Source organism: Burkholderiaceae bacterium DAT-1 (genome assembly GCA_019084025.1).
In the GTDB taxonomy this organism is placed as follows: domain Bacteria; phylum Pseudomonadota; class Gammaproteobacteria; order Burkholderiales; family Chitinimonadaceae; genus DAT-1.
This window is the reverse complement of the sequence record JAHRBI010000001.1, coordinates 1-26,145: the sequence shown is the minus strand read 5'-3', so window position 1 is coordinate 26,145 and position 26,145 is coordinate 1. Positions and strand designations below refer to the sequence as shown.

General features: G+C 53.9%; 20 protein-coding genes and 1 rRNA gene. 10 read left to right on the top strand and 11 right to left on the bottom strand.

Annotated elements, in window-relative coordinates; all coding sequences use genetic code 11:
- The first annotated feature begins 57 nt into the window (after window positions 1-57).
- Window positions 58-1,149, top strand: a complete 1,092-nt coding sequence (locus tag KSF73_00105; GenBank protein ID MBV1774111.1) for a response regulator — start codon at window positions 58-60, stop codon at window positions 1,147-1,149.
- Here KSF73_00105 and KSF73_00100 read toward each other — a convergent pair.
- Window positions 1,142-3,937, bottom strand: coding sequence for a PAS domain S-box protein (locus KSF73_00100; GenBank protein ID MBV1774110.1), 2,796 nt, complete (start codon window positions 3,935-3,937; stop codon window positions 1,142-1,144). The genes KSF73_00105 and KSF73_00100 overlap by 8 nt on opposite strands.
- A 356-nt stretch (window positions 3,938-4,293) precedes the next feature.
- Here KSF73_00100 and KSF73_00095 point away from each other — a divergent pair, with 356 nt between their 5' ends.
- The gene (locus KSF73_00095) at window positions 4,294-5,730 is read left to right on the top strand and encodes an oligopeptide:H+ symporter (protein MBV1774109.1); all 1,437 of its coding nucleotides are present in this window, start codon (window positions 4,294-4,296) and stop codon (window positions 5,728-5,730) included.
- Between the two features lie 100 nt (window positions 5,731-5,830).
- The gene (locus KSF73_00090; GenBank protein MBV1774108.1) at window positions 5,831-6,343 is read left to right on the top strand and encodes an OmpH family outer membrane protein; all 513 of its coding nucleotides are present in this window, start codon (window positions 5,831-5,833) and stop codon (window positions 6,341-6,343) included.
- A 72-nt stretch (window positions 6,344-6,415) separates the two neighbouring features.
- Here the strand turns inward: KSF73_00090 and KSF73_00085 are convergent, their stop codons facing one another.
- Both KSF73_00085 and KSF73_00080 read right to left on the bottom strand, forming a co-directional pair.
- Window positions 6,416-6,607 (bottom strand): hypothetical protein, encoded by a 192-nt coding sequence (locus KSF73_00085; GenBank protein ID MBV1774107.1) that lies wholly within the window; start codon window positions 6,605-6,607, stop codon window positions 6,416-6,418.
- Window positions 6,608-6,802: 195 nt separating this feature from the next.
- Window positions 6,803-9,583, bottom strand: a complete 2,781-nt coding sequence (locus KSF73_00080; GenBank protein ID MBV1774106.1) for a TonB-dependent receptor — start codon at window positions 9,581-9,583, stop codon at window positions 6,803-6,805.
- A gap of 366 nt (window positions 9,584-9,949) precedes the next feature.
- On the opposite strand from KSF73_00080, the gene KSF73_00075 reads away from it, so the two are divergent.
- On the top strand, window positions 9,950-10,171 hold the full coding sequence (locus tag KSF73_00075; protein ID MBV1774105.1) for a hypothetical protein: 222 nt from the start codon (window positions 9,950-9,952) through the stop codon (window positions 10,169-10,171).
- Window positions 10,172-10,203: 32 nt separating this feature from the next.
- Here the strand turns inward: KSF73_00075 and KSF73_00070 are convergent, their stop codons facing one another.
- From KSF73_00070 to queG, 4 genes are all read right to left on the bottom strand, one after another.
- On the bottom strand, window positions 10,204-11,676 hold the full coding sequence (locus tag KSF73_00070) for a YdgA family protein (GenBank protein MBV1774104.1): 1,473 nt from the start codon (window positions 11,674-11,676) through the stop codon (window positions 10,204-10,206).
- A 42-nt stretch (window positions 11,677-11,718) separates the two neighbouring features.
- The gene (gene purB / locus KSF73_00065) at window positions 11,719-13,086 is read right to left on the bottom strand and encodes an adenylosuccinate lyase (GenBank protein ID MBV1774103.1); all 1,368 of its coding nucleotides are present in this window, start codon (window positions 13,084-13,086) and stop codon (window positions 11,719-11,721) included.
- Window positions 13,087-13,220: 134 nt separating this feature from the next.
- Window positions 13,221-14,030, bottom strand: a complete 810-nt coding sequence (gene murI, locus KSF73_00060) for a glutamate racemase (protein ID MBV1774102.1) — start codon at window positions 14,028-14,030, stop codon at window positions 13,221-13,223.
- A gap of 52 nt (window positions 14,031-14,082) precedes the next feature.
- The gene (queG, locus tag KSF73_00055) at window positions 14,083-15,165 is read right to left on the bottom strand and encodes a tRNA epoxyqueuosine(34) reductase QueG (GenBank protein MBV1774101.1); all 1,083 of its coding nucleotides are present in this window, start codon (window positions 15,163-15,165) and stop codon (window positions 14,083-14,085) included.
- Here queG and tsaE point away from each other — a divergent pair.
- The 4 genes from tsaE (at window position 15,160) to KSF73_00035 (ending at window position 18,447) form a co-directional block, all read left to right on the top strand.
- The gene (gene tsaE / locus KSF73_00050; GenBank protein ID MBV1774100.1) at window positions 15,160-15,645 is read left to right on the top strand and encodes a tRNA (adenosine(37)-N6)-threonylcarbamoyltransferase complex ATPase subunit type 1 TsaE; all 486 of its coding nucleotides are present in this window, start codon (window positions 15,160-15,162) and stop codon (window positions 15,643-15,645) included. The genes queG and tsaE overlap by 6 nt on opposite strands.
- Complete coding sequence (locus KSF73_00045; protein ID MBV1774099.1) at window positions 15,609-16,907, top strand: N-acetylmuramoyl-L-alanine amidase; 1,299 nt, start codon at window positions 15,609-15,611, stop codon at window positions 16,905-16,907. Before tsaE ends, KSF73_00045 begins: the two co-directional genes overlap by 37 nt.
- Window positions 16,908-17,052: 145 nt before the next feature.
- Entirely contained in the window at window positions 17,053-17,796 is a 744-nt protein-coding gene (locus tag KSF73_00040) for a DsbC family protein (protein ID MBV1774098.1), read from the top strand.
- 30 nt (window positions 17,797-17,826) lie between these two features.
- Window positions 17,827-18,447, top strand: a complete 621-nt coding sequence (locus KSF73_00035; GenBank protein ID MBV1774097.1) for an energy transducer TonB — start codon at window positions 17,827-17,829, stop codon at window positions 18,445-18,447.
- 47 nt (window positions 18,448-18,494) lie between these two features.
- Here the strand turns inward: KSF73_00035 and KSF73_00030 are convergent, their stop codons facing one another.
- The 4 genes from KSF73_00030 to ppa form a co-directional block, all read right to left on the bottom strand.
- Entirely contained in the window at window positions 18,495-20,501 is a 2,007-nt protein-coding gene (locus KSF73_00030; GenBank protein MBV1774096.1) for a M13 family metallopeptidase, read from the bottom strand.
- An 83-nt stretch (window positions 20,502-20,584) separates the two neighbouring features.
- Window positions 20,585-22,591: a M13 family metallopeptidase gene (locus KSF73_00025; protein ID MBV1774095.1), complete on the bottom strand. Its 2,007-nt coding sequence runs from the start codon at window positions 22,589-22,591 to the stop codon at window positions 20,585-20,587.
- Between the two features lie 81 nt (window positions 22,592-22,672).
- Entirely contained in the window at window positions 22,673-24,682 is a 2,010-nt protein-coding gene (locus KSF73_00020) for a M13 family metallopeptidase (protein ID MBV1774094.1), read from the bottom strand.
- Between the two features lie 189 nt (window positions 24,683-24,871).
- A complete protein-coding gene (gene ppa, locus KSF73_00015) occupies window positions 24,872-25,402 on the bottom strand; it encodes an inorganic diphosphatase (GenBank protein ID MBV1774093.1) in 531 nt (176 codons plus the stop codon).
- Window positions 25,403-25,567: 165 nt separating this feature from the next.
- On the opposite strand from ppa, the gene KSF73_00010 reads away from it, so the two are divergent.
- Window positions 25,568-25,777 (top strand): heavy-metal-associated domain-containing protein, encoded by a 210-nt coding sequence (locus KSF73_00010; GenBank protein MBV1774092.1) that lies wholly within the window; start codon window positions 25,568-25,570, stop codon window positions 25,775-25,777.
- A 276-nt stretch (window positions 25,778-26,053) separates the two neighbouring features.
- Window positions 26,054-26,145 (top strand): 16S ribosomal RNA (locus tag KSF73_00005); the annotation flags it as partial.

The window sequence follows — 26,145 nt, the reverse complement described above, 5'->3', positions numbered from 1 at the left end:
GGCACGCACGTGCGGAGGCGAGGGGATCTTCGCGTGAATTGAATGGATGTATTGGGTATGTCGGATGTGGTAACTCGGGACGTGGCAGAGGTGGAATGCCTGCCGCGCGTGCTGGTGGTTGATGATTCCCGAATCGTGCGGGCGACCATTCGCAAGCATCTGGCCAATATGTTCGAGATCGTCGAGGAAGAAGACGGCATCGCAGGTTGGGAACGGTTGGTGTCCGACGATCAGGTCTTTGTGCTGATCAGTGATCTGACCATGCCACGACTCGATGGCTTTGGCCTGCTTGACCGTATTCGTAAGTCACAGGATCATCGCCTGAAGGGTATTCCTGTCATCATCATTTCAGGTGAGGAAGACGCGGATACGAAGGCGCGGGCAGTGGATCGTGGCGCAAACGATTTCATCACCAAATCAACAGATCGCACCGAAATGGTGTCGCGGGTAAGTGCTGCTGTCAAACTGGCAAAAGCGTCCCGGGAATTGCAGCGGCTTGCTCTGGCGCGTGAGCAAGCGCCCGTGCTCGAGGTCCAGTCCGGACTGGCGAGCCGGCATCTGCTCGAGCTCGAAGCTTCAAAATCTCTGGCCAGCGCCAAGCGTCATCGCGGTGAAGTCACACTGGTTTTACTTGCACTGGATGGCATTGATGCGCTCAAGGCCCGTCTGGGCGAGGCGCCGGTTGCTCAATTAGTTTCCATGATTGGTCAGACACTCTCGGGCAAATTGCGCAAGGATGAAACCTTTGCGCTGGTCGATGAGGCGGTCTTCGGCCTGCTGCTGTCTTGTTCTATCAACCAATGCGGCTCACTGTCTGATCGCCTGTTGCAAACAGTCACGCAGGCACGCGTAACCTTCCGTGGCGAGCGAATTCAGTTGTCTGCCAGCGTCGGGGTTTCCAATAGCCGTACAGATGGCGGCTATGATGCGAGCGCCTTACTGGTGGCTGCGGAGTCTCGGTTGTCGGCGGCGCGTGAAGCTGGCGGGAATCAGGTTAAATTACCTGATATCAGCATGGCCGCAATGGATATTCAAACGGCGCTGTCATTGCTCTATGAGGGCAAGCAGGAGCTGGTTACCCCCCATTTGCCGCATTTGCTGAGCGAATTGGCTCCCCTGCTGCAACTGGCAGGACTATCCGCTAGCTAATCGCCGCAGACATCGTTGGGACGGATTCGTCGGCTATATATTGCGTTAGTTCTGACAATAACGTGGAGAAGTGTGCGACAACGTCTGGCAGAATGCGGGCGGCTTCTTCGAATTGCTGCTGGCGGATGAAGTCTTCAGTGGTGATCGCAAGCTGGAAGAGTGACTCGGCCACCAGATTTCCCGCCAGCCCCTTAATCTTGTGTACCAAAAAACCCAGTGTTTCCCAGTCTTGGGACGCGCGTGCTGCATTCAGCTTCTCGGGCGTATCCTGATGCGAATCGAGTGCGGTTCGCGCCAGCTTTTTGACAAATGCGACGTTGTTGCGGAACCGTGACTCAACCACGCTCCAGTCGATGAGCCCTGAGCATGTCGCGTGCTCACGGTTTGCCTCGCTACACGGTTGTGCTTCAATTGTCTGCGCAATATCTTCCTTGCCCTGCAACAGGGCGATCATCGTACGGATCAGCAGCACTTCATCAACGGGTTTAGTCACATGAGCTGCCATGCCACTAGCCAGACAACGCTCTCTTTCCTCTGCCAGCGCGTGTGCAGTAAGTCCGATAATTGGCAGCGAGGGGTGCGACGCAAGGATTTCCCGTGTAGCGGTGTGGCCATCCATCACCGGCATTTGTACATCCATCAGTACCACATCAAAATGCGTATGTGCTTGGCGAACTGCATTGACCGCCTCCAGTCCATTTTCCACGAGCGTGAGCTGGGCGCCCTGACGTGACAGAATATCGGCGAGGATCATTCTGTTGACTTCGACATCATCCGCTGCAAGCACTGATACGCCAGACAAGCTGTTATGGATGGCGTCCTCCTCTCCCGTCTCTCCTAGGCGGGAAATCGGGTTGGCGGCAGGGAGTGGAAGCGTCAGGGTGAAGCAGCTACCTTCACCCAGCGTACTCCTGACCTTGATTTCTCCATGCATTAAATCGGCCAGTCGCCGGCAAATGGCCAGACCCAGACCGCTCCCGCCGTAGTTGCGCGTGGTAGAGCTATCACCTTGCTCGAATGGTTGAAACAGGCGGATAAGCAGATCATCGCGAATGCCGATTCCGGTATCACACACGGCAAAACTGATTTGATCGCTCACGCGCGATACATTGAGGCAAACCTTCCCTTGTTCGGTGAATTTCACCGCATTACTCAATAAATTGCTGACAATTTGCGTCAGACGCATGCTGTCGCCACATACCCATTCGGGGACATCGTCTGCTTGGGTGATCACAAGCGACAATCCCTTTGCATCCGCGCGTTCGGCGACGATGCCTCTTAGATGATCCAGAAAGGCAGGCATTGCAAAGGGGTGTTCATCAATATGCAGTTTGCCGGCCTCAATCCGGGAAAAATCCAGTATGTCGTTGACGATGCCAAGTAAGTGTTCTGCAGATTTCAGAATGTTGATGCTGGTATCCAGGCTATTTCGCCCCTGATTTTCCCGCACGCTGATGCGTGCCAGTCCCAGTACGCCATTCAAAGGGGTACGGATTTCATGACTCATATTGGCTAGAAAATCGCTTTTGGCGCGCGCCAGGCGTTCAGCCTCCTGTCGAGCACGCTGATGCTCGCGTTCGATTTCCTTGTGGCTGGTAATGTCATGTACGACACCAATATGCGAGATGCCGTTATCGTCAAAGAGATCATCTGCAGCAAATTCGATGACAAATAGATGCCCATCAGCGTGCCGTGCTTCCATTTCTCGATGATGCAAGTGGGCGTGTTCAGTCGGCTGGTGGACCGAAGTATCGCCCAGTGAGATGGGCAGCAGCTTTCTGATATCCATACCGACCATGCTGTCTTCATCAAACCCGAACATGCGGGCAAGCGCGCTATTGCCGGAGAGAATCCGTCCGGATTCATCGTAATGCACAACACCATCACGCATATTGCGAATGATGGTACCGGCGCGCTGCTCGCTCATATGCAGCTCGGCAGTGCGCTCCAAAACCATCCGTTCGATATCGCGGTGGTGTTCGGCGAGTAATTGTTCGGCGCGTTGCCGTTCAGTCAGATCGACCAGCGTGAAACGGCTGCACATGAAATTGCCATCATCATCGTACAGTGCAGAGGCACTGCTTAAGGTTGGCAAGATGCTGCCATCTTGACGGGTAAAGGCAAGCTCCAGATTATTTATGACGCCCAGCGCTTCCAGTGCGGCAAAGCCCGTTGCAAATCTGAATTCGCTATCTTTGGTGAGGAGATCATGGACAGTCATCTTGCCGACTAGCTGATCCCGCCGGTATCCCAGCCACCGGCTACCTGTTGCATTGATGCGGATGAATGCACCGGATCGGTCGAGCGAAAAGTAGGCGGCGGACGCATTGTTGTACAGTTCTTCACTATCCATCCACGCATCAAGCAGCGCCTGACGATCCATTTTCTGCTGTGAAATATCTTCAATCATCACCATCAGGTGTCGCACATTGGAGGGCTGAATTTTGGCTTGCAGGCTGACCTCCACCGTTTTGCCCGATGGCAGATTGATCAGGGTCTCTATGGCTAGCTCGGTATGCGGTGTCTGTATTTCACGTGCGGCTTCCTGGAAGTCGGAGCCAAAAAGCTCGAAAAGATTGCTATCGGGGGCGAGTTCCAGCATCGCACTAGCGACTTGGTTACAGCTTCGTAGATGCCCGCTTGCGCGATCTATCGTCAGCAGCGCCAGTGGCAGATGATCAAGATCCGCTTCAATTCGCCGCCGGAGTCGATAGTGGATGTGCATGGCGAACAGCGTTGACGCAAGCAAAATGATGAGCACGCAAATGAGCACAAGTGCAATGTTCATATCGTTTTGACTCGGGGCAGATGAGCGTTGTACAGCATCAACGGACTCGCAGAATGGATAAGTCGATCAGCGTGGCTTCCTGAATATAGACTATGCCAGCATGGCGCTCGGTCAGGCTGCTGTATGGTGATTTGATAAGGAAATTGGCGCGACCAAAGTCAATCACATTTGCATTAATCCCGCGAAAATCAGCGATTTGTCGGCACTTATTCGGTGAGGATTGACGCACTCATGCCGCACACAGACAATGCTCGCCATCCAGAAAACACTCGGTCAACACTGTGGGCTGTCGATGCGACGTGCCCACCTTCGCCGGTATATGCAGGGAGTTTGTTTTGTCCACCGTTACAACGAAGATGTCCCACGCGCCAGAAGGCACGGGGGCGCTGTTTTTTATTCAGATTTTTGCCACGCTGGGTTATGCGGTGCTGCAATCAACGCTGATTCTGTATGCAACCAAACGCCTGGGTTTTACGACTGAAGCAGGTTCTGCTTTAACAGGATTGTTTGGTGCATTCAATTATGGTTTGCACATGTTTGGCGGCTATATGGGTGGCCGCTTGATGAGCAACCGCAATCTGTTTCTGATCGGAATGGTGCTGCAGTTTTTTGGCTGCGCGACCATTTCCATGGGTACGGTACCCGCATTGTATGCGGGTTTGGGCATGTTCCTCACGGGGAGCGGCCTGAACGTCACCTGTATCAATATGATGCTGACCCAGCGTTTCGAGCCACATGATATCCGTCGAGAAGGTGCATTCCTGTGGAACTATGCGGGTATGAATATCGGCTTTTTTGTCGGTTTCACTGTCGCGGGGTATCTCCATAATCAGCAGGATTACCGCTCACTTTTCATGTTTGCCACTGTTGGCAATGCCATGGCTGCAGTATTGAGTCTGTTTTTCTGGAAACATCTCAAGGACATTAGTACCCCTCTCCTGCAAGTCAGTCAGGCCGATTTCAGAAAGCGCCTGATGGTGGGCGTCGCAATTGTCATTGGGCTGGTGCCGCTTGTGTGGTACACCCTGCAGCATGCGGATGATACAAGCTGGATTCTCAAGCTGGTGTGCGGGTTTGTTTGGGTCGCGCTATGCTGGATGACGTACAAGCATCCAGATCAACGCGAGCGCGGCAATATGTGGGCTTATCTGATTCTGTGGATTGGTTCGCTGGTGTTCTGGACCTTGTACCAGATGTCGTTTAACGGACTGAATCTGTTTGCCGAGCGCAATGTGGATCGGATGATGCTGGGTATCCAGATTGCTCCGCAGTGGGTGCAGAACATTAATACGGTCGTGATTGTGGTGGGCGGCCCGCTCATGTCTCTGCTGTTTACCCGTCTGCGTGCTCGCGGATGGAAAATCGACGTGCCTAAGCAGTTTTCGATTTCTCTGCTGTTGATGGGGATTGGCTTTCTGGTACTGCCCGTCGGGATTGCGCAGGCCGGGGTGGATGGCAAAACGGCATTTGTATGGTTGCTGATCAATTACGTGTGTCAGGCACTGGGGGAACTCCTGATTTCCCCGGTCGGTTATGCCATGGTCGGACAACTGGCTCCTCGTCAGCACCAAGGGGTGATGATGGGGGCATGGATGTTGGTCACTGGGCTTGCATCCCTGCTGGCGGGCGATTTCTCCGGGAAATTACCTGATGCAATTCAATCATCTAACCCGGTATATGCATCGCAGTTTATGCAGCTGGGAACCGGATGTGTTGTGGTGGGCTTGGTTCTGATTGCATTGATTCCGACATTGCGTCGACTGATTTCTACTGCCCCTGCTGATCAGGCGTAAGACGATGGAGTCTAGTGGGCATGATGCAAATCATTCTGACAGGTGTATCATGCGCCTCATGATGCCCACTACATTTTCCAAGTAAGGCGTGGAGACCCGCATGGCTGTATTGCGATATAAGTTGCCAGTGGTGTCTTGGTTGATCGGTTTGTCTGCATGTGTCTGTGCAGACGGCTATGAACCGCCTGCGCGTATTGCAGTGATTGATACCAATCGAGTGATGTCCGAGTCTGGTTTTGCTGCCAGTGCGGAACAGCGTATTCGTGCCGACTTTGTGCAACGCGAGCAGCAGATCAAGGGGATGGAAGCACTCCTGCGTCAGAAGGTGGAGCGTTTGAGTCAGGATGCAGGTGCACTCACCGTCTCCGAACGAATCGAACGGGAAAAGGAAATCAGCAATCTTGATTTTGAGTTTCAGCGCAAATCCCGTCAATTCAGGGAAGAGCTGGCACAGCGCAAAAGCGAAGAACTTCAGGTGATGAATGCGCGAATCTTGCACGCCATCAGGCAAGTTGCAGAGTCAGATCGTATTGATGCGGTATTACCCGAAACTGTCTACTTCAATACCAATCTGGATGTGACTGAAAAGGTCATTCAGTTGCTCGCGCGCTAATATGCTTTCACGTTGCAAAAAACCGGTGCTCAAAGCGGCACCGGTTTTTTTATGGCTAACTTGATTGTGCGTCTACCATAAATCGCCGACCTGATTTTTTGCCAGTATCAAGTCCTCCACTCGCCTGCGCGTCTCTCCGCGTCGGCTCATCCGTTCTGCATGCACCTCCTTGCTGGTCGGCGGCGCTTTCATCAATGCACTGAGGTGAACCGCAGAATCGGGCTCGCCATGCTTGCGCTCTTCACGTGTGCCAACAGCAGACATATTGACTCCTTACTTTGTGTGAGTTCAACGGTTTAGCGTAGCGATGATCTTACGAGCAAAGTATGACCGGTAGGTGACAGTTGGGTTAGCGCGGATTGTCAGGTGTGGCAGGCCCGTCATGCCGAGAAATGAAAAACGCCGGTGACCATCAGGCCACCGGCGTTTGCTATGCACTCAAGCACTTAGCTGGACGACTTACCAGAACTTGTAGCTCGCAGTGGTGCTGATGAAGCGGCCACGCGGGTTGTAGTTGTAGAAGTCATAGCCGTAGATGAAGCTGTTGGCAAATTGCGATGGGTAGATCGCAACTGGCGGCTTCTTGTTCATCACATTGTTCACCACCAGACCCAGACGCAGATTCTTCACGCCGGTGTAGCCAACGTTCAGATCAAACAGGGAGTAGCTCGGAACATTGTGCGGGTTGCCGTCCAGATCCGGTGCATCGCCGTAGTGCAGGATGAAGTTTTGAGCAACACCAGCACTCCACGGGCCTTGGCTCCAGTTGAATGTCAGACGGTGCTTCCACTTCAGGTTCACACCACCATTATCACCGCCCAGAACCGGGTTACCCTGGTCGTCAGCTACGCGACCCACCTTGTTCGAGATGGTGCCATCTGCGAAGGTTTGGTCGAACTGATCCAGATAGGTACCGTTCAGGTTAGCGGACAGGCGACCGAAACTGAAGCGATCAGCCCATGTCAAGTCAATGTCGGCGCCACGCACGTCAGCTGTACCCAGGTTCTGGGTCAGATTCACCACGTAGGTCACATTGTTCTTGGCATCCAGTGTCACCAGACCTTGGTAGATACCCTTGCCAGCGCGGAAGCCAGATACCACTTCCTGAACCGACGGTGTAGCAATGATATCCTTAACCTTGATCTTCCACAGATCAACCGAGCCGCTGATGGTACGGGTTGGCTGGAATACGAAGCCAACGCTGGTTTGGTCGGATTTTTCCGGCTTCAGACCAGGGTTACCGCCAGTCTTGGTGGTCACCTGAATGTTTTTGGAGTTAGTTGCCGGATCGGTGAAGCCTGCCGAAGTACCTTCGGTTTGCGGGTACCACAGATCGGTCAGGGTCGGAGCACGGAAGCCGGTACCGTTAGAGGCACGAACCACCAGCATCTCGCTCGGTTGCCAGCGTGCGCTCACCTTGTAGTTGTTGGTGTTGCCAACATCATCATAGCGGTCGCTACGCAGTGCAGCGTTCAGCTCGATTGTCGAACCGATCGGCAGGCTGAGTTCGGAGAACAGTGCCTTCACTTCACGGCTCTTATCCATCGGAACAATTGAACCACCCAGACCGGAAATCGCGCCTGAGCTGTACTCGTCAGACGGAGTCAGGATGAAGTTGTCCTTGCGGTACTGGGCACCAGCAGCGTAAGACAGTGGGTTGCCTGCGATTTGCAGCAGTTCGCCCGTTGCCTTGAAGTCAACCGAGTTGGTCTTCGAGGTACCGCTCATGGCGTTACCGGTGTACTGAGCTTCGGCCTTCAGCTTGTCTTGCAGTGCGGCGTTACCCAGACCATCCGGCGCCCATGGGTTCCACGAGTTGGTGTCATTGATGACCTTAACCCATACTGCCTGACGGAAGTAGCCCTTGGTGATCAGGTAGTCCAGCTTCGCTTCATTGCGGGAAGCGGCCAATTCAACGTCCTGACCGGCAATCGTGCCACGCACGCCGATTGTTTGGCGGGTTTGGGTACGTTCGCTGGTTGCTTCGCGGTTACCCAGGCCTGCGCTACGCGCAGTGATACCCAGCGGTTGACCCACCAGGCTGCTAAAGCCATTGGCCTTCAGCCAGGCGGCGGCTGTGGCGTAATTCGGATTGGTCGGACGCAGAAGCAAAGCCTTGTCGACGCCGAGTGCAGCAAAGTTCGAGTCGGTATCGAAGAAGCTGGAACGCATCGGGGAGTTCTGGTACGACTCGAACACCTTGGACTTCGAGTAGATGAAGTCGCCGAAAGCTTGCCATTCTTCGTTAATCTTGAAGACGCCATTGCCAACCAGATTGGTCAGTTCGCGTTGCGGGATCAGGGCAACATAGCCTGCGCTATCAAACTGGCAGTAAGCACTTGCGCCCAGCTTGGTCTTGCCGGCATTGAACATGCCAATCGAGTCACAACCCTTGGTAGCTGCAGGGTTACCGTAACCTGCGCTAGCAGTACCCTTGACGTAGTCTGCTGTCGGCTTGTGGTTTACTTCGTCCCATGCACCTTGGATGTTACCCTGACCAGTTGCGCTACCGGAGTAGTACGGTTCGTTCAGAGCAGTCTTGGCGTATGCGCGATCCTTGGCCCACAGACGCGATTCCTTTTCCATGGAACCAGTCAGCGTCACATTGAAGCGATCTGCATCCAGATCACCAAAGCCAACGACGAAGTCGGCACGGCTGTTGGAACCGCCACCTTCATCGCTCGGCGTGCCATAGGAGCCATCGACCATGAAACCGCGGTAGCTCTTAGACAGGATGAAGTTAATCACACCAGCAATCGCGTCTGCACCGTACACGCCGGATGCGCCATCCTTCAGTACTTCAACGCGCTCGATAGCGGAGATCGGGATCGCGTTCATGTCGATGGAGGAACCATCATTACCAGCTGCAGGTGCCAGACGGCGACCATTCACCAGTACCAGCGTACGGTTGCTGCCCAGACCGCGCAGGGACGGCGAGGACAGACCAAATGTGCCGGTACCAGCGACGGATGCGGTAGCAGTCGAGCCGGAGGTGGAGAATGCCGAGATGTTCTGGATCAGATCTTGAACATTGGTCACACCGCTCTTGGCGATATCGTCTTTGGAAATCGACTGAACAGGCAGTGCGCCTTCCTTGGCGGTGCGCTTGATCGAGGAACCGGTCACTTCGATCTTGTCGACCTTCTTCACTGCGGCTTCATCTGCTGCGTGTGCGAGGGGAGCGAGTGTACCAGCGAAGCCAATCAGGCTGACGGCATACGCGAGTTGCTTGAGTTTCATTTTGAACCTCTTGTAGTTGGCTGAGTGGCTGACTACCGAACAGAGTACTGATCAGCAGCCTCCAGGTGGGTAGCCGTTGGTTTGCAGCTACCTACTGAAATGTGCCCGCTGATTATCTGTGGAGTGCTGTTCTATCTGCAACAAAACGTGGTCAAATGGGATACAACTGTTGTGCGAGGGGAACAAGTCGTGAAAATCTGCTTGCTTGGAAGAGACATTAATGAGAAAGCTCGATGTAACTGATCCGTTCATCGAACATATCGACTTCTCGTACAAGTATGCAAAGTAAGATGTTGAATTTTCATTAGGAAATGCCGATATTCAAAGTGTGATAGCGATCAACCGCATACCGGTCTGGAGGCTGAAATGGGCAAGATATTCGACATGGAAACGGGTCGCGAAGAAGCTGTCGCGATGATGTGCCCCGGTGATCAGCAGATGCCATCACCTCATTCGGTAGATGCCATCCATTCGCACTTGGCATTGCGCCTTGAGTTGGCCTTGGCGGTGCAGCCTGTAGCGTCACCTGACGGTGATTATTTGCAACGCGCAGCTGTGACCCCACATGCAAACAAGGCTCGCGAGTAAGCGAGCCTTGTTCTGTTTAGCGACTAACTCGTTTAACGAGCAGGTGCAGGATCCTGTGGTCCGAGCCAGGGCAAGGGGAAGTCCTTGCCATTAATTTCCAGCTTTTCGCCATTCCAGTCTGCACGTGTCTTCAGGATATCGCCGTCTACTTCAATCAACTGTTGTGCAGTCAATTGTTTGATGTACTGGTCTACTAAGCCCTTGGCCAGATTATCGAGATCTTCCTGATCTTCCTTGGTGGCCTCTTCTGGTGCTGCAATCATGCCGCGGAATTTCCACAGGCTGATGATTTCGATGACACGACGTGGCATCTTCATCTCTGCGTTTGCGCGCAGGTGGGAAAGCAGCTTGCGCGGGGCATCGAAGTCGCCATCCTGATAACCCTGCGTAGAAAGCTTGGCCTTCAGGTTCATATCTCCCTCGGGTAGCTTGACCGACAGTTCATCAATGGCGAGCGTCAGGTTGTTCTTGAAGAGTGGCTGCCCCTCTTTGCGCGCCAGCTCGATGATCTTGGCAGGTTGCTGTTCGATAGGTACTTCGCGCTGGATACGGGAGATCTCGCTTGAGAGCTTGGCCAGCGTCGGGCCGTGGATATGTTTGGCGGAGACAGCGAGTCTGGCTGGGCCGTAAATCTTGCCGTTGAGCGCAAACTGCTTCAGAGAGAAATCGCCACTCGAGTTGACGAAATCACCTTCCGGCTCACTCTTGACCATGTAGGCAAACTGTTCAAGCGACGCTTCGACAGGCTCCTTGCCTTCCTCTACTCGCTTGAAGTTGACACGTTCCAGGGTCAGGTCGCCTTTGCCCAGCATGACGCCCGATGCGCCGCGAGCATTGTGAGCAACAAACTTGAGCCCCTTCAGATCAAGACTGACTTGCCCATTGGCCTCAAAGTGGAGGCCGGGTGCCTGGGCATCTACGTCCACCTTGTTGAAGTCGCCATCGTATGCGATACGCGCTTCCAGTCCCTGCCAGTCGGCCTTAACCTTGGCCAGCGTCTCTTCATAGGCGAATTTGGGGATGGTAATCAGGAACTCGCCGCTGTCGCCGAAATGCACGCGATTTTCAAGCTGCAGTGGCTTCTGATCGCCAAATACTTTGCCGAGGAACTTGCGGGTGTCCTCGCTGAATTGGACGTCGGTGGTGACATCGGCTTTCAGGAGCGCAAAGCTACCGCTGGAGATAAGCGGGAAAGGGCCGTGCTTGACGGTCTGGGTGTAGGTGAGTTCCAGCTTCGGGATCTCGTGACCGGCCAGCTTGGCCATTTCCAGCGCCGGACGCAGCATGCTGTCGTTCAGCGTAATCGTGGTGGATTCGCGTGAGCTGAAAAAACCACGGGTGTATTCGTGTTTTTTCACCGTGAAGTAGGGCAGGTCGGCAATCATTTTATGCTGCTTCGCCAGCGTCTTTTCGGCTTCAAGGCCGGACCACCAGGTGGCGCCCAGCCAGCCTGCAATCAATGCACCGGTCACACTGCCCGCTACAACGAGCTTTTTCTTGCTCACGCTTATTCTCCCGCGAATCGTTTTATGCGTGTTGTATCAGACTCAGACTTTGCGCGCGAGTTCTGTTGCACATCCGATATAGGTGGATGGCGTCAGAGCCAGCAGACGCGCCTTGTCTGCATCCGGAATGGCCAGACCGCTGATGAATGCGTGCAGGGTATCGCGATTGATACCACCCTTGCCACGCGTCAGATCTTTAAGCTGTTCGTATGCATTCGCCACCTTGTAGCGACGCATCACGGTCTGGATCGGCTCGGCCAGCACTTCCCAGTTTTCGTCCAGATCATTCAGCATGGATTGCGGATTGGCTTCCAGCTTGTTCAGGCCGCGCAGGGCAGATACATAACCCAGCAGCGCATAGCCGAATGCCACGCCCATATTGCGCAGAACGGTGGAGTCGGTCAGGTCGCGCTGCCAGCGTGAAATCGGCAGCTTCTGGCTCAGGTGAGTCAGGAGCGCCGTGGACATGCCCAGATTGCCTTCAGCATTTTCGAAGTCGATCGGGTTCACTTTGTGCGGCATGGTGGAGCTACCGACTTCACCGGCCTTCACCTTCTGCTTGAAGAAGCCAAGGGAGATGTAACCCCAGATGTCGCGGTTCATGTCGATCAGGATCGTGTTGACGCGCGCCAGATCATCGAACAATTCGCTCATGTAATCGTGCGGTTCGATCTGGATGGTGTACGGGTTGAAGGTAATGCCGAGCGACTCGACAAACTTTTGTGCAAAGGCAGGCCAGTTGACATCCGGGTAAGCCACCAGATGCGCATTGTAGTTACCCACCGCACCATTGATCTTGCCCAGCAACTCAACGGCAGCAATGCGCTCGATCTGGCGATCCAGACGGTAGGCCACATTGGCAATTTCCTTGCCCATGGTGGTGGGGGTGGCTGGCTGGCCGTGGGTGCGTGACATCATGGCGTTGTCAGCCAGATCGTGCGCGATGTCCTTCAGCTTGGCTGCGACTTCCTGCAGTTTGGGCAGCATCACCTGGTCACGACCATGCTTCAGCATCAGTGCGTGCGACAGATTATTGATGTCTTCAGAGGTGCAGGCGAAGTGGAAGAACTCTTGCACCGGGGCGATTTCAGCGTTGTTGGCGAAGCGTTCCTTCAGCCAGTATTCCACTGCCTTCACGTCATGATTGGTGCGCGCTTCGATCGCCTTCACTTCGGCGGCGTGTTCCTCGGCGAAACCAATAGCAACAGCGTCCAGTTCTGCAATCGTGGCTGCGGAGAATGCAGGCACATCGACAATGCCCGGCTCATTGGCCAGTGCCTTCAGCCATTCGATTTCAACCTTGATGCGTTGTTTGATCAGGGCATATTCGCTGAAGCTGTCGCGCAGGGCGTCGACGCTTTTCTGATAGCGGCCATCAAGGGGGGACAGGGCGGTAAGGGCTGACAACATGGGCGGCATCTCGTTTGTGCTGAGCGGCAGATTTTGATGAATCCGGCACTCTGGATACAAAAAGGTACTAAAAAACAGGCTATTTTAGCATGCATAGACTGAAACTGCCCGCCGCCAATCGGCGGGCGCATGTCTTACAGCTGGGCCATCTCGATATGGCGCAGCGTGCGGCCGAGAAATCGCTCGGCCACGGTCTGAAAGCGCAGCGGGATATCAGTCACATAATAACGATAATCCGCTTCGTCGCGATTGGGGGTGCACAGGCCTTGCTCGGCCAAGGTGCGGGCGACCTGATCGGCGACGCTCACAGCGGAGTCAACCAGTTTGATGCTGTCTCCTGCCAGCTCGCCAATCAGTGGCTTGAGTAATGGATAGTGGGTACAGCCCAGCACCAGCGTGTCGATGCCTTCGGCGCGCACGGGCTTGAGGTATTCCTGGACGGTCAGACGTGTCACCGGGTGATCCAGCCAGCCTTCCTCTACCAGTGGTACCAGGAGCGGGCACGCTTGTGAATAGACGCGAGCATCTGCCTGTAGGCCGTGAATGGCGCGAGCGTAGGCATTGGCGTTCACGGTAGTCGGAGTGGCAATTACGCCGATGCTGTTGTTGCGCGACATGGAGATTGCATCGCGTGCGCCGGAATCGATTACGTCGAAAACCGGTACGGGCACCCGCTTGCGCACGTGATTGCCCGCCACTGCTGAAATCGTATTGCAGGCAATCACCAGTGCTTTTACCTCTTTTTCCAGCAGGAAGTCGACAATCTGGCTGGTAAATTGCTCAATGGTCGCAACCGATTTCACGCCATAGGGGACGCGGGCAGTATCGCCAAAATAAATGATGTTCTCGAAGGGCATGCGCTCCATCAGCGCGCGGGTAACCGTCAGGCCCCCGATCCCCGAATCGAACACGCCGATCGGGCGTGAGGCGAGTGATTGCGACATAGACAAAAACAGTCGGCTGGAAAAGCGCTGATTTTACTCTGCGCCGCGCATTTCAGGTGAGCAGATTCACACCATGCCGCGCCAGCGCCCAGCGAACATGTTCGCGCACGACTTCATCGGCATCATTCAGCCGTGCGGTAAGTACGGCGATGATCTCGGGCGAGGTCTCGGCATTGCCCAATCCCACCGCCAGATTGCGTAGCCACTGAGCATGTCCGATCCGGTAAATGGCGCTGCCGGCCATATTGGCTTTGAAGGTAGCCTCATCCCATGCAAACAGATCGACCAAGGTAGCCTTGTCGAGCCCGTTGCGGATCGCAAAGTCCTCCATGGGCGATGTCTGGGCAAAGCGGTTCCACGGGCAGTGCAGCTGGCAGTCGTCGCAGCCATAGACGCGATTGCCGATCATGGGGCGATATACCTCGGGGATGCTGCCTTTGAGCTCGATGGTCAGGTAGGAGATACATTTGCGGGCATCCACCTGATAGGGGGCAACGATGGCGCCAGTGGGGCAGACGTCGATGCATTTGGTGCAGCGACCGCAGTGATCCTGTGCAAGCGGCGGGTCAATGGGCAGGGGTAAATCTACAAACAGTTCACCCAGAAAGAAAAATGAGCCATGTTCGCGCGTCAGCAAAAGGGTGTGCTTGCCTCGCCAGCCCAGTCCGGCCTGCGTCGCGGTCTCAACTTCCAATACCGGTGCTGAGTCCGTAAAGGCGCGGAAGGCAAAGGCGCCTGTCTCATTGCTGATTTTTTCTGCAAGCTTCTGTAGGCGATTGCGCAGGACTTTGTGATAATCGCGGCCCAGCGCGTAGCGCGAAATAAAGGCTTGATGACTGTCTGCCATGATGGTGCCGCTGTCGGCTGCATCCGGCGGTAGATAGTTCATGCGCACGCTGATGACGCGGATCGTGCCGGGAACCAATTCTTTGGCGCGTGCACGCTTCATGCCATGCGCGGCCATATAGTCCATTTCACCATGAAAACCGGCATCCAGCCACGCCTGCAGGCGTGCTTCGGCTTCGGGGGGCAGTGTGGCATCGCTAATGCGCATGTCATCAAAGCCCAATTCGCAGGACCAGCGTACAATACGGGCTTTGAGATCGGCCCAGTCAAGGGAGTGTTCATCATGCATGCGCAATATCATACGCTGTCTGCCCATCTGGCGGATGAAACGGCGACGTTGGCGCTCGGTGAGCAGATCGCGGCTGTGCTGCAAGGCGGCACCAGTATCTGGTTATTGGGCGATCTGGGTGCGGGAAAAACAACGCTGACGCGCGGGATCTTGCGCGGGTGTGGTTTTTCTGGACGCGTCAAGAGTCCGACCTATACTTTGGTTGAACCTTACGTAATTTCGAACTTATACTTGCATCACTTTGATTTGTATAGATTTGCCGATCCAGAGGAATGGGAAGACGCCGGATTTAGGGAATTATTCCATCCGGACAGCATTTGTCTGATCGAATGGCCGCAAAAGGCAGAGGGTTTGCTGCCTGTGCCGGACTGGCAAATCTCGCTCGCGCCAGAGGGTGACGGGCGCCATGTGCTGATTGAAGCGCAAACAGAAACAGGAAGCAGATGTCTCGAGCAATTGATCGCTTCTCGCCAGATATAAAGCGGCGGCGCCTGCTGCAAGGCGCTGTGGCAACCCTGTTGCTGCCCGTTGTGGCGGCAACACAGGGTAAGAATGAAGAGTCCGCATCGGTGCTGGCCGTTCGCGTCTGGCCTGCGCGCGCCTATACCCGCATCACCATCGAATCAAACGCACCCCTGCAGTTCAACCAGTTTATGGTGCCCGATCCTGCTCGGCTGGTGGTCGACATGGATGGCATCAGCTGGGGCAGTGAACTAGCCAATATCGGTGCGCGCATCGGCGCAGATGATCCCTACGTCAAGCAATTGCGTGCTGGCCGCTTCAAGCCCGGCACCGTGCGGGTGGTGCTTGATCTTAAGGCAGAAGTGAAGCCGCAGGTATTTACCTTGCAACCGTATGGTGAATACAAGCATCGTCTGGTAATTGATTTGTTTCCGGCCAAGGTCGATGACCCCTTGATGGCGTTTGCTGATATGGATGTGCCCGAGGGGGCGGCTAGTAAGCCTGTTCAGGAAGTGAAAAGTCGCAAGGAAGACAAAGCGCCGGAAAAACTGGATGTTGACCGCCTCATTACAGTGGTCATTGATCCCGGCCATGGCGGCGAAGATCCGGGGGCGATCGGCAAATCTGGCACCTACGAGAAAACGATCGTGCTGGCGATTGCCCAGAAGCTCAAGGCCAAGATCGATGCGCAAAAGGGGATGCGTGCGGTGCTGACGCGCGATGACGACTATTTCGTGCCGCTGGGTGAGCGAGTACTCAAGGCACGAAAGGCTGCGGCGGACTTGTTTGTGTCTATTCATGCCGATGCCGTGACCCGACGTGATGCGCGCGGTTCGTCTGTATATGCGCTGAGCGAAGGTGGTGCGACATCGACCGCTGCAAAGTGGTTGGCCAAATCGCAAAATGATGCCGATTTAATCGGCGGTATGCGCTTGGATGGCCGTGATCGCTATCTTGCGCACACACTCTTCGATTTGACGCAAACAGCCACGATCAATGACAGTCTGAAACTCGGCAAAGCGATGCTGAATGAAATTGGTGGCATCAATACCCTGCATCGCGGACAAGTCGAGCAAGCTGCATTTGCCGTGCTGAAAGCCCCGGATATTCCATCGATCTTGGTTGAAACTGCATTCATCTCCAATCCGGAAGAGGAAGCCAAGCTCAAGGATGATGCGTATCAGCACAAAATGGCGAATGCATTGCTGACCGGCATCAAGCGCTACTTCGATAAAAATCCGCCTTCGGGCAAAACACGGTTAGCGCTCAAATCTACTTGATGCACCCTATTTGGCGAGGTGCGTGACGAACGGTACAATTTGCCAGCCGGGCGAGCTTGCTCCTGTCGCACCTCAGCGCTTACTGTTGCATCGTCCGGACTCAGTCTGACTCCCTACTCTTGATAAGTACCAGAAAGATTATTCAATGAATGTTTCTTTTCCGCTCTCCCGTACTGTGCTGGCACTTGCCACCGTGCTGACCTTTGCTGCTTGTGCGAACGCGGCGAATGAAACCGAATCGGTTAAGTCGGCCGTGCAAAAGAAATTGCCTCAGCGCAAGATCGAGTCGGTGCGCCCGTCACCAGTCAAGGGCGTGTTTGAGGTAGTGATTGCGCCTCGTCAGGTCGTCTATACCGATGCCAAGGCAGATTTTATGTTTGTTGGCGATATGGTTGACCTCAAGCGTCAGGTGAGTCTCACCGAAGAGCGCATGAATGAGCTGATGAAGACAGACTTCAATAAATTGCCCTTTGAGTCTGCCATCAAGGTAGTCAAGGGCAATGGCTCGCGTCGCGTAGCTGTATTCTCCGACCCGGATTGCCCGTTCTGCAAGAAGCTGGAGCAGGAAACCCTGTCCAAGTTGGATAATGTCACGATCTATAATTTTGTTTTCCCGATTGCCTCGCTGCATCCGGATGCCGCCCGCAAGTCCGCGCTGATCTGGTGTGCTGAAGATAAGCTGGTTGCATGGAATAACTGGATGTTCAACGGCACACTGCCTGATAACAAGGGGGATTGCGCTCATCCGATCAGCGCCCTGCAAAAGGTAGGTGAAGATATTGGTGTGAATGCGACCCCGACGATTGTCTTTGAAAACGGTCAGATCATTCCGGGTGCCATTGATTCTGCTACATTTGAAACGCAATTATCAATGGGCAAGAAGTCTTAAATCGCTGCTTAGCTAGATCAAGACTCAACCATGAAATACCCCATCGTGATCACGTCGGCGATTTCGCTGATGCTGCACGGCGGGGTGTTTTTTTTTCTCGCACCCTCGCCCCGATCGTATCAGCCTCAAGTGGGTATCCAGACCTTGATGGTGAATCTTCAGCATCGTGACGAACCTAGGTTGCGGCAAACAATCATCTTGAAGGGGGGCGAATTTTCCAATCCGCTGCCTGACAAATTTGAATTACCGAAATCACCCGCAGAAGCATCACCTACCGAACCAATCAAACCCCTACTGGATGTCGATCCAACCTATTATCCAGCAGCCGAACTGGATCAGCTCGCACAGCCATTGAATGCCGTACAGCTGGTTCCGCCTGAGGAGGGGCTGCAGCCTGCGCGCCACCAGCTTGTCGGAGTGATGCGGATTCAGATCAAGATTAACGAGAGCGGCGTCGTGGATGCTGTAGAGGTACTCTCTGCCAATCCGCCGGAGATGGATCAACAGCAGGTGATCAACGCCTTCAAGCAAACTCGCTTTACGCCGGCAATGCGATCTAGCCGATATGTGCGAAGCATGAAGGAGGTCGAGGTGTGCTATGGGCCATGCTCAGTTCCACTGGAGTCGCTGAGTGAACTGAATCATCCTTAGGCAGTAAAACGCCCCGACGAAGCGGGGCGTGAAGTCTTGGGAAAGGCTTACCAGATTCGAATCCGCTCGGACGGAGCCTTGTACATCTTATCGCCCGGTTTGACAGCAAAAGCGGACTGGAAGGCGTCACTGTTGACGCTCGCACCAATCACTCGGAACGCCTCGGGGGAATGGGGATTGGTCGTGAGCAGGTTCAGCAGGAGTTCGTCCTGCATCTTGCCGCGCCACACCTGAGAAAATCCCAGGAAAAAGCGTTGCTCACCCGTAAAACCATCCAGCACGGGCGCGGGCTGACCATTTAGTGAGAGCTGGTAGCCTTTATAGGCGATTTGCAAACCCGACAAATCAGCGATGTTCTCGCCCAGTGTCAGCTTGCCATTGATATGCTTACCCGGGAGCGGTTCATAGGCATCGTATTGCTTCACCAGGCGGGTTGTCAGGGCATCAAACGCCTTTTTATCTGCGGCAGTCCACCAGTTTTTCAGATTTCCATAAGCGTCAAACTGCGCGCCCTGATCATCAAAGCCGTGGCTGATTTCATGACCGATCACCGCGCCGATGCCGCCATAATTCACTGCATCTTCTGCCTCGGGATTAAAGAAAGGAGGTTGCAGAATCGCGGCCGGGAATACAATCTCATTCAGAGAAGGATTGTAGTAAGCATTGACCGTCTGCGGCGTCATACCCCATTCGGTACGATCGACTGTTTTGCCCAAATGGCCGATATTGAATCGCCAGGCAAACTGAGCACCTCGAATGGCGTTGCCGAACAAATCGTCAGCCTTTGCTTCCAATGCACTGTAATCGCGCCACTTCGATGGATAGCCGATCTTGACCATGTAGTGATCAAGTTTTTCGTGTGCTTTGGCCTTGGTGTCCGAACTCATCCAGGTCAATCCGTCAATGGAGCTGGAATAGGCTTTCATTAAGTTGGCGACCAGGGTCTCCATGCGCGCCTTGTGCTCTGGGGGGAAATACTTGGCTACATATCGGCTGCCCAGCGCTTCACCTGCGCTGCCTTCTACAAAGGAAATGGCTCGCTTCCATCGTGCTTTCTCTTCCTTTTGTCCTGCCAGTGTTTTGCCCTTGAATTCGAAGCTGGCATTGGCAAAAGCCTTATTCAGGTAAGGCGCAGCTCCATCCAGCACGCGTGCACGCAGGTAGTCCTGCCAGACCGGTATAGGCGTGCTATTCACAAGCGCGGACAGCGCTTTGAAATACGTGGGTTGGCCGATATTGATTTCCTTTGCGTTCTGCAATTCAGCATGCTGCAAAATCAATGACCAGTTCAGTGCAGGCGCCAGCGCTTGCAACTGTGTGATAGACATCTTGTTGTAAGTCTTTTGGGGGTTGCGTAAGGATACGCGGTCCCACTGTGCGTGTGCGAGTTTGGTCTCGAACGCGAGCACGCGCGCACTGCGTGCTGTGGCTTGCGCTTGCGTGTCGCCAGACAGTGTAAATAAGGTAGTGAGATGGCTCAGATACGCCGTCCGGATCTTGGCGTAGCTAGCATCCTTTTTCAGATAATAGTCACGATCAGGTAAACCCAGGCCGCTTTGGTCTGCACCTGTCAGGTATTGCGTTGCCTGCTTGGGATCCTGACCCACCCCCAATGCAAAGGGAAGCGAGACAGGCATCGGCATGAGGCTACCCAGAAAGATCGAAAGATCAGTCTTGGTGCCGATTGCGTCAACCTGCTTGAGCCATGGTTGTACGGGGGCGCTGCCCGCCGCTTCGATGGCGGCTTCATTCATAAAGCTCTGGTACAGTGCATGAATCAGGCGCGATTCGGCATCGCTTTGTTCCCCCGCGTGTTCAGCAATGTCCTTCAGGCGATCCTCTGATCGTTGTTCCAGAACATCAAATGCCCCCCAGGATGACCGATCTGCCGGGATTGTGGCCTGCTTGAGCCAAGCACCGTTGACAGACAGAAAAAGATTGTCTTGTGGGCGCACGCTTACATCAAAATTTGCTTGGTCGATGCCGGATATTGGGCTGGCAAAGGCTACCCAGGGCAGGTACAGCGCGGCGAGTGCAATCGTACGAAGTTTCATTATTTCCTCTTATTTGAAAATGCCCGCCGGGCAAAACCAGGCGGGCATGTAAATCACGAGTTCATCATCTGGAAAAAGATGCCTTACCAGATGCGGATACGTTCTTCCGGTGCCTTGTACATCTTGTCACCCGGTTTCACGCCGAATGCGGCATGGAAGGCATCGCTGTTAATGCTGGCACCATCTGCACGGAACTGACCCGGTGAGTGCGGGTCGGTTGTCAGGCGTTGCAGCAGAGCCGCTTCACGCATCTTGCCGCGCCATACTTGTGCGAAGCCGATAAAGAAGCGCTGCTGACCGGTCATGCCGTCGATCACAGGTGCTTCCTTGCCATTCAGCGACAACTGATAACCCTTATTGGCGATTTGCAAACCGGAAAGGTCGGCGATGTTTTCGCCCAGTGTCAGCTGGCCATTCACAAACTTGCCCGGCAGGGCTTCGTAACCGTTGTACTGGTTCACCAGCTTTGTGGTCAGGGCCTGGAAGGCCTTCTGATCTTCATCCTTCCACCAGTTCTTCAGATTGCCATAGGCGTCAAACTGCGCACCCTGATCATCGAAGCCATGGCTGATTTCGTGTCCAATGACTGCACCGATACCGCCGTAGTTCACCGCATCATCAGCATTCGGATCAAAGAATGGTGGTTGCAGAATTGCAGCCGGGAACACGATTTCGTTCAGCGATGGGTTGTAGTAGGCGTTCACGGTTTGTGGTGTCATGCCCCATTCGGCACGATCAACCGGCTTGCCCAAATGACCCACATTAAATCGCCAGCCGAACTGCGCACCGCGGATCGCGTTGCCAAACAGGTCGTCAGCCTTGGCATCCAGACCTGCGTAATCACGCCACTTGGCCGGATAGCCAATCTTCACCATGTAGTGATCCAGCTTTTCATGTGCCTTGGCTTTGGTTTCCGGGCTCATCCAGGTCAGGCCGTCGATGGAGCTGGAGTAGGCCTTCATCAGGTTCGCAACCAGCTCTTCCATGCGCGCCTTGTATTCCGGCGGGAAGTACTTTGCGACATAGCGGCTACCCAGCGCTTCGCCAGCGTTAGATTCCACGAAGGCAACTGCACGTTTCCAGCGCGCCTTTTCTTCCTTCTGGCCGGACAGTGTCTTGCCATGGAACTCAAAGGACGCAGCGACGAACTCCGGTGTCAGCAGTGGAGCAGTGCTATCCAGGAAACGGGCAGTCAGATAGTCATGCCAGACGCTGATAGGGGTCGACTTGGCCAGCTTGGAGACAGCCTTGAAGTAGGATGGTTCGCCAATATTGATTTCTGTGGCCGCTGACAGCTCAGCCTTGTTCAGCAGACGCTTCCAGTCAAATGCGGGTGCCAGTTTGCCCAATTCAGCAATCGACATCTTGTTGTAGGTCTTCTGCGGGTCGCGCATCTCAACGCGAGACCATTGTGCTTTGGCCAGCTTCATTTCGAATGCCATCACAGTCTTCGCGCGTGCAGCAGCCTTGGCGTCTTTATCACCGGCCAACTTGAACAGCGTAGTCAGATAGGCGACATAGGCATCGCGAGCCTTAGCGTAGCTTGCATCTTTCTTGAGATAGTAATCGCGATCAGGCAAACCCAGACCGCTTTGATCCGCACCTGTCAGGTAGCGAGTAGCATCTTTCGGGTCTTGGCTCACGCCCATGCCAAACGGGGTGCTAACAGGCAAAGTTTGCAATGTGCCGAGCAAGTCGGACAGGCCATTCAAATCCTTGACTGCCTTGATCTGATCCAGATACGGCGCAACAGGCTTCAGGCCGGCAGCCTTGATCGCGTCTTCGTTCATATAGCTCTGGAACAGCGCATGAATCAACTTGGATTCAGCATCGCTGCCATTACCAGCGGCTTCAGCGATGTCCTTGATTCGGTCTTCTGACAGCTTGGCCAGTGCATCGAATGCACCCCAGCGTGAACGATCCGCAGGAATCTCAGTCTTCTTCAGCCATGCGCCATTCACGGAATTGAACAGATCGTCTTGTACGCGCACGGTAGCGTCGAAGTTTGCCTGATCAATGCCGGAAGTCGGCTCGGCCATGGCGGCCCATGGCAAGGCCAGTGTCAGGAGGGCAAGGGTACGAAGTTTCATATTCATTTCCTGTTAGGGGAGAGGTGTTCCGAGTGCCGCCATGGTGTCGGACATGGCGGCAAATTTCAATCGCAGCTTAAATTACCAGATACGAATGCGCTCGGCGGATGGTTTAAACATCTTGTCAGTCGGTTGCACGTCAAATGCGGTCTGAAATGCATCGCTATTCACCGGCGTACCGTTCGCGCGATAAGCACCGGGTGAGTGCGGGTCTGTTGTGAGTTGAGTCAATGCAGCTTCATCGCGCATTTTGGTGCGCCAGACTTGAGCAAAGCCGATAAAGAAGCGTTGATCACCTGTGTAGCCATCTAGCTTTTCTGCGGGCTTGCCGCCTTGCGATAGCTGATAGGCCTTATAAGCAATCTGCAAACCGGAGAGATCGGCAATGTTTTCGCCCAACGTCAGTTTGCCATTAATGTGACGACCCGGAATCGGCTCGTAGCTTTCATATTGCGCAACCAGTCGGCCTGCCAATCCTTCAAAGCGCGAACGGTCTTCCGCAGTCCACCACATGCGCAGATTACCGTTGCCATCATATTGGCTGCCCTTGTCGTCAAAGCCATGGCTGATTTCGTGACCAATCACCGCACCAATGCCGCCGTAATTGACTGCATCATCGGCAGCTGCATTGAAGAACGGAGGCTGCAGAATAGCTGCAGGGAAGACAATCTCATTGAATGAAGCATTGTAGTAAGCATTCACGGTCTGCGGCGTCATACCCCATTCGCTACGATCGACAGGCTTGCCGAGTTTGCTAATGCGATAGGCGTGCTCAAACTCTGCCACGCGGCGTGCGTTGCCAATGAGGTCATTGGATTTCGCACGAATGCTGGAATAATCACGCCACTTTTGTGGATAGCCAATCTTGACCGTGTATTTGGACAGCTTATCTTGAGCCTGCGTCCGAGTTTCTGGGCTCATCCAGCTGATATTGTCGATGCTGGATTGGTAAGCCTTGAACAGATTGGCAACCAGCTCTTCCATTTTGGACTTTGCGCTGACTGGGAAATACTTGGCGACATATTGTTGGCCAACGCTTTCGCCAACTGCGCTATCCACAAACGAGACTGCGCGCTTCCAGCGGGCACGTTGTTCCTTTTGCCCATTCAATATCACACCATTAAATTTGAAGTCGGCATCCGCAAACGCCTTGGGCAGCATGGGCGCGACATCGGCAAGCAGACGCGCCTTCAGGTAGTCCTGCCACTCGGAAGCCGGCACTGTGTTAATCAGCTCGCCCAGTGCTTTTGCGTAATCTGGCTGAGCCAGATTTAATTCCTGAACATCCTTCAGCCCAGTTTGCTGGAGGATAGTCTTCCATGCGATTGCTGGCGCTTCCTCACTCAATGCGGCCAATGAGCGTTTGTTATATGTCTTGACCGGATCGCGATTGACCACCTTGGTCCACTGAATCTCGGCGATTCGTTTCTCTAGCGCAAAAACGCGGCCTGCTTTTGCCTTTGCCGCATCAGCTTTGTCCCCTGCAAGCGTGAACAAGGTAGTGAGATAGTCGATGTAGGCTGCGCGAATCTTCACGAAGCGATCATCATTCTCCAGATAATAGTCACGATCCGGCATGCCCAGGCCACTCTGGCGCACACTGACTTGATAGCGAGTAGCATCCTTTGCATCAATACCCACGTATACCCGCAAGGGTAAACGCACACCCAGAACTTGCCAGCGACCAATCAGCGAATTCAGCGAAGCAGCATCTTTTACAGCAGCAATTTCTTTGAACGACCCTTCAAGCGGTTTCAGTCCGGCCTTCTCGATGGATTTCTCATCCATGTAAGACTGGTACAGGGCGGCAATTCGCTTTTGATCCGCATTGGCAGGGCGCGCAACATTAGCCTCAATCAGTTCATGTACGCGGTTTTCTGACAACTCGCGCAACTGATCAAACGCACCCCAGCGTGAACGATCTGCAGGGATCTCGGTTCGCTTGATCCAGTTACCATTCACGGCCTGGAATAGATCATCCTGAATGCGAACGGACTGATCAAAGTTTTCCAGCTCGATACCGGAATGAGGGGCAGCAAATGCCGCGCAGGGAATTGCCATCAAGATGGCAGCGATTCGGCTCAGTCGCATGATGAGAGTTGCCTCGCAGATTGGTTGAGCTCGGATTTTTATCGATAAGCACGGCAAAAGTGAAGCGAGCTGCGATGAACTGCAAAATGATGCGACAGGTTGCGCAATCTATGTCTGAGCACTGTCAGAAATACGCACATTGATATGCAAAAAGGCCGCAATTTGCGGCCTTTCGGGAGTGGCGTAGATTTACTCTGCCTTGTAGCGTTCGATGCCGGCAACGATTTCGGCTTCGGCTGCGGCCTTGTCCGCCCAGCCCTGAACTTTCACCCACTTACCCTTTTCCAGATCCTTGTAATGCTCGAAGAAGTGGGAGATTTGCTGCAGCAGCAGTTCTGGCAGGTCGCTCGTCGACTGAATGCCCTTGTACATCGGGCACAGCTTCTCAACCGGCACGGCAATCAGCTTGGCATCGATGCCGGATTCATCTTCCATCTTCAGCATGCCCAGTGCGCGGCAGCGAACTACAACACCGATCTGCAGCGGGAATGGGGTAACAACCAGTACGTCAACCGGATCACCATCTTCTGATAAGGTGGCCGGAACGTAACCGTAGTTACATGGATAGAACATGGCGGTACCCATAAAGCGATCCACGAACATCGCGCCAGTTTCTTTGTCCAGCTCATACTTGATTGGAGCTGCATTGGCGGGGATTTCGATAATGACGTTGAAGTCGTTCGGGATGTCTTTACCGGCTGGGACGCGATCCAAAATCATGACTCATTCCTTGAATGGGTAGTTATATAGGCACTGCCACCGCGAGAGGGTGACCTAACCGCTAGATTATAACGGTGGAGCGTGACATTTGACTTGCAAAATCTTAAATCGACACCAGATCATCATCAGTGACCCAATGAACCTCAATCTATATAGGAATCCATCATGGACGTATATATGAATGTAGTCGGCATGACATGTGGCGGATGTGCGGCGTCCGTCGAGCGTACGCTTCATGCACTTGAGGGAGTGATCAGTGCGAAAGTTGATTTGCCAGCCGCAAAAGTGGCAATCAGTTACGACGAACGGCAGATTTCACCCAAAGTGCTTGCTGATGCGATTGAGGAAGCGGGTTTTTCAGTACCAAAGAGCTGAGAATTGTTTCATTTTAAAACAACGACTTATGTAATTAGTCCGCAAAATCTTCACTCAAGGTGTTGACGCACTTTTAAAAGCCACGTATAGTTCGGCCTCTCGCTGAACGCGACGCAGCAAACGAAACGAATGCAGCGAAGCGAAAAAATCAGCACCGCTCTTTAACAAGATACAACCGATAAGCGTAGGCGCTTGGTGATGAACCAAATTGCTTACGCTGAAATGAACTTTATTTGAGTTCGTTTTGCGTAGCCAGAAACAAGTAGCATAGAGATTGAACTCAAGAGTTTGATCCTGGCTCAGATTGAACGCTGGCGGCATGCTTTACACATGCAAGTCGAACGGGGTAAGAAGCTTGCTTCTTATCT

Bases quoted from the DNA above. Each gene is read 5' to 3' on its own strand.
- KSF73_00020 (MBV1774094.1), bottom strand. From the start codon at position 24,682: ATGCGACTGAGCCGAATCGCTGCCATCTTGATGGCAATTCCCTGCGCG.
- KSF73_00085 (MBV1774107.1), bottom strand. From the start codon at position 6,607: ATGTCTGCTGTTGGCACACGTGAAGAGCGCAAGCATGGCGAGCCCGAT.
- KSF73_00090 (MBV1774108.1), top strand. From the start codon at position 5,831: ATGGCTGTATTGCGATATAAGTTGCCAGTGGTGTCTTGGTTGATCGGT.
- murI (MBV1774102.1), bottom strand. From the start codon at position 14,030: ATGTCGCAATCACTCGCCTCACGCCCGATCGGCGTGTTCGATTCGGGG.
- KSF73_00040 (MBV1774098.1), top strand. From the start codon at position 17,053: ATGAATGTTTCTTTTCCGCTCTCCCGTACTGTGCTGGCACTTGCCACC.
- KSF73_00080 (MBV1774106.1), bottom strand. From the start codon at position 9,583: ATGAAACTCAAGCAACTCGCGTATGCCGTCAGCCTGATTGGCTTCGCT.
- KSF73_00025 (MBV1774095.1), bottom strand. From the start codon at position 22,591: ATGAAACTTCGTACCCTTGCCCTCCTGACACTGGCCTTGCCATGGGCC.
- ppa (MBV1774093.1), bottom strand. From the start codon at position 25,402: ATGATTTTGGATCGCGTCCCAGCCGGTAAAGACATCCCGAACGACTTC.
- purB (MBV1774103.1), bottom strand. From the start codon at position 13,086: ATGTTGTCAGCCCTTACCGCCCTGTCCCCCCTTGATGGCCGCTATCAG.
- KSF73_00100 (MBV1774110.1), bottom strand. From the start codon at position 3,937: ATGAACATTGCACTTGTGCTCATTTGCGTGCTCATCATTTTGCTTGCG.
- tsaE (MBV1774100.1), top strand. From the start codon at position 15,160: ATGCATGCGCAATATCATACGCTGTCTGCCCATCTGGCGGATGAAACG.
- KSF73_00075 (MBV1774105.1), top strand. From the start codon at position 9,950: ATGGGCAAGATATTCGACATGGAAACGGGTCGCGAAGAAGCTGTCGCG.
- KSF73_00030 (MBV1774096.1), bottom strand. From the start codon at position 20,501: ATGAAACTTCGTACGATTGCACTCGCCGCGCTGTACCTGCCCTGGGTA.
- KSF73_00035 (MBV1774097.1), top strand. From the start codon at position 17,827: ATGAAATACCCCATCGTGATCACGTCGGCGATTTCGCTGATGCTGCAC.
- KSF73_00045 (MBV1774099.1), top strand. From the start codon at position 15,609: ATGTCTCGAGCAATTGATCGCTTCTCGCCAGATATAAAGCGGCGGCGC.
- KSF73_00010 (MBV1774092.1), top strand. From the start codon at position 25,568: ATGGACGTATATATGAATGTAGTCGGCATGACATGTGGCGGATGTGCG.
- queG (MBV1774101.1), bottom strand. From the start codon at position 15,165: ATGCATGATGAACACTCCCTTGACTGGGCCGATCTCAAAGCCCGTATT.
- KSF73_00095 (MBV1774109.1), top strand. From the start codon at position 4,294: ATGTCCCACGCGCCAGAAGGCACGGGGGCGCTGTTTTTTATTCAGATT.
- KSF73_00105 (MBV1774111.1), top strand. From the start codon at position 58: ATGTCGGATGTGGTAACTCGGGACGTGGCAGAGGTGGAATGCCTGCCG.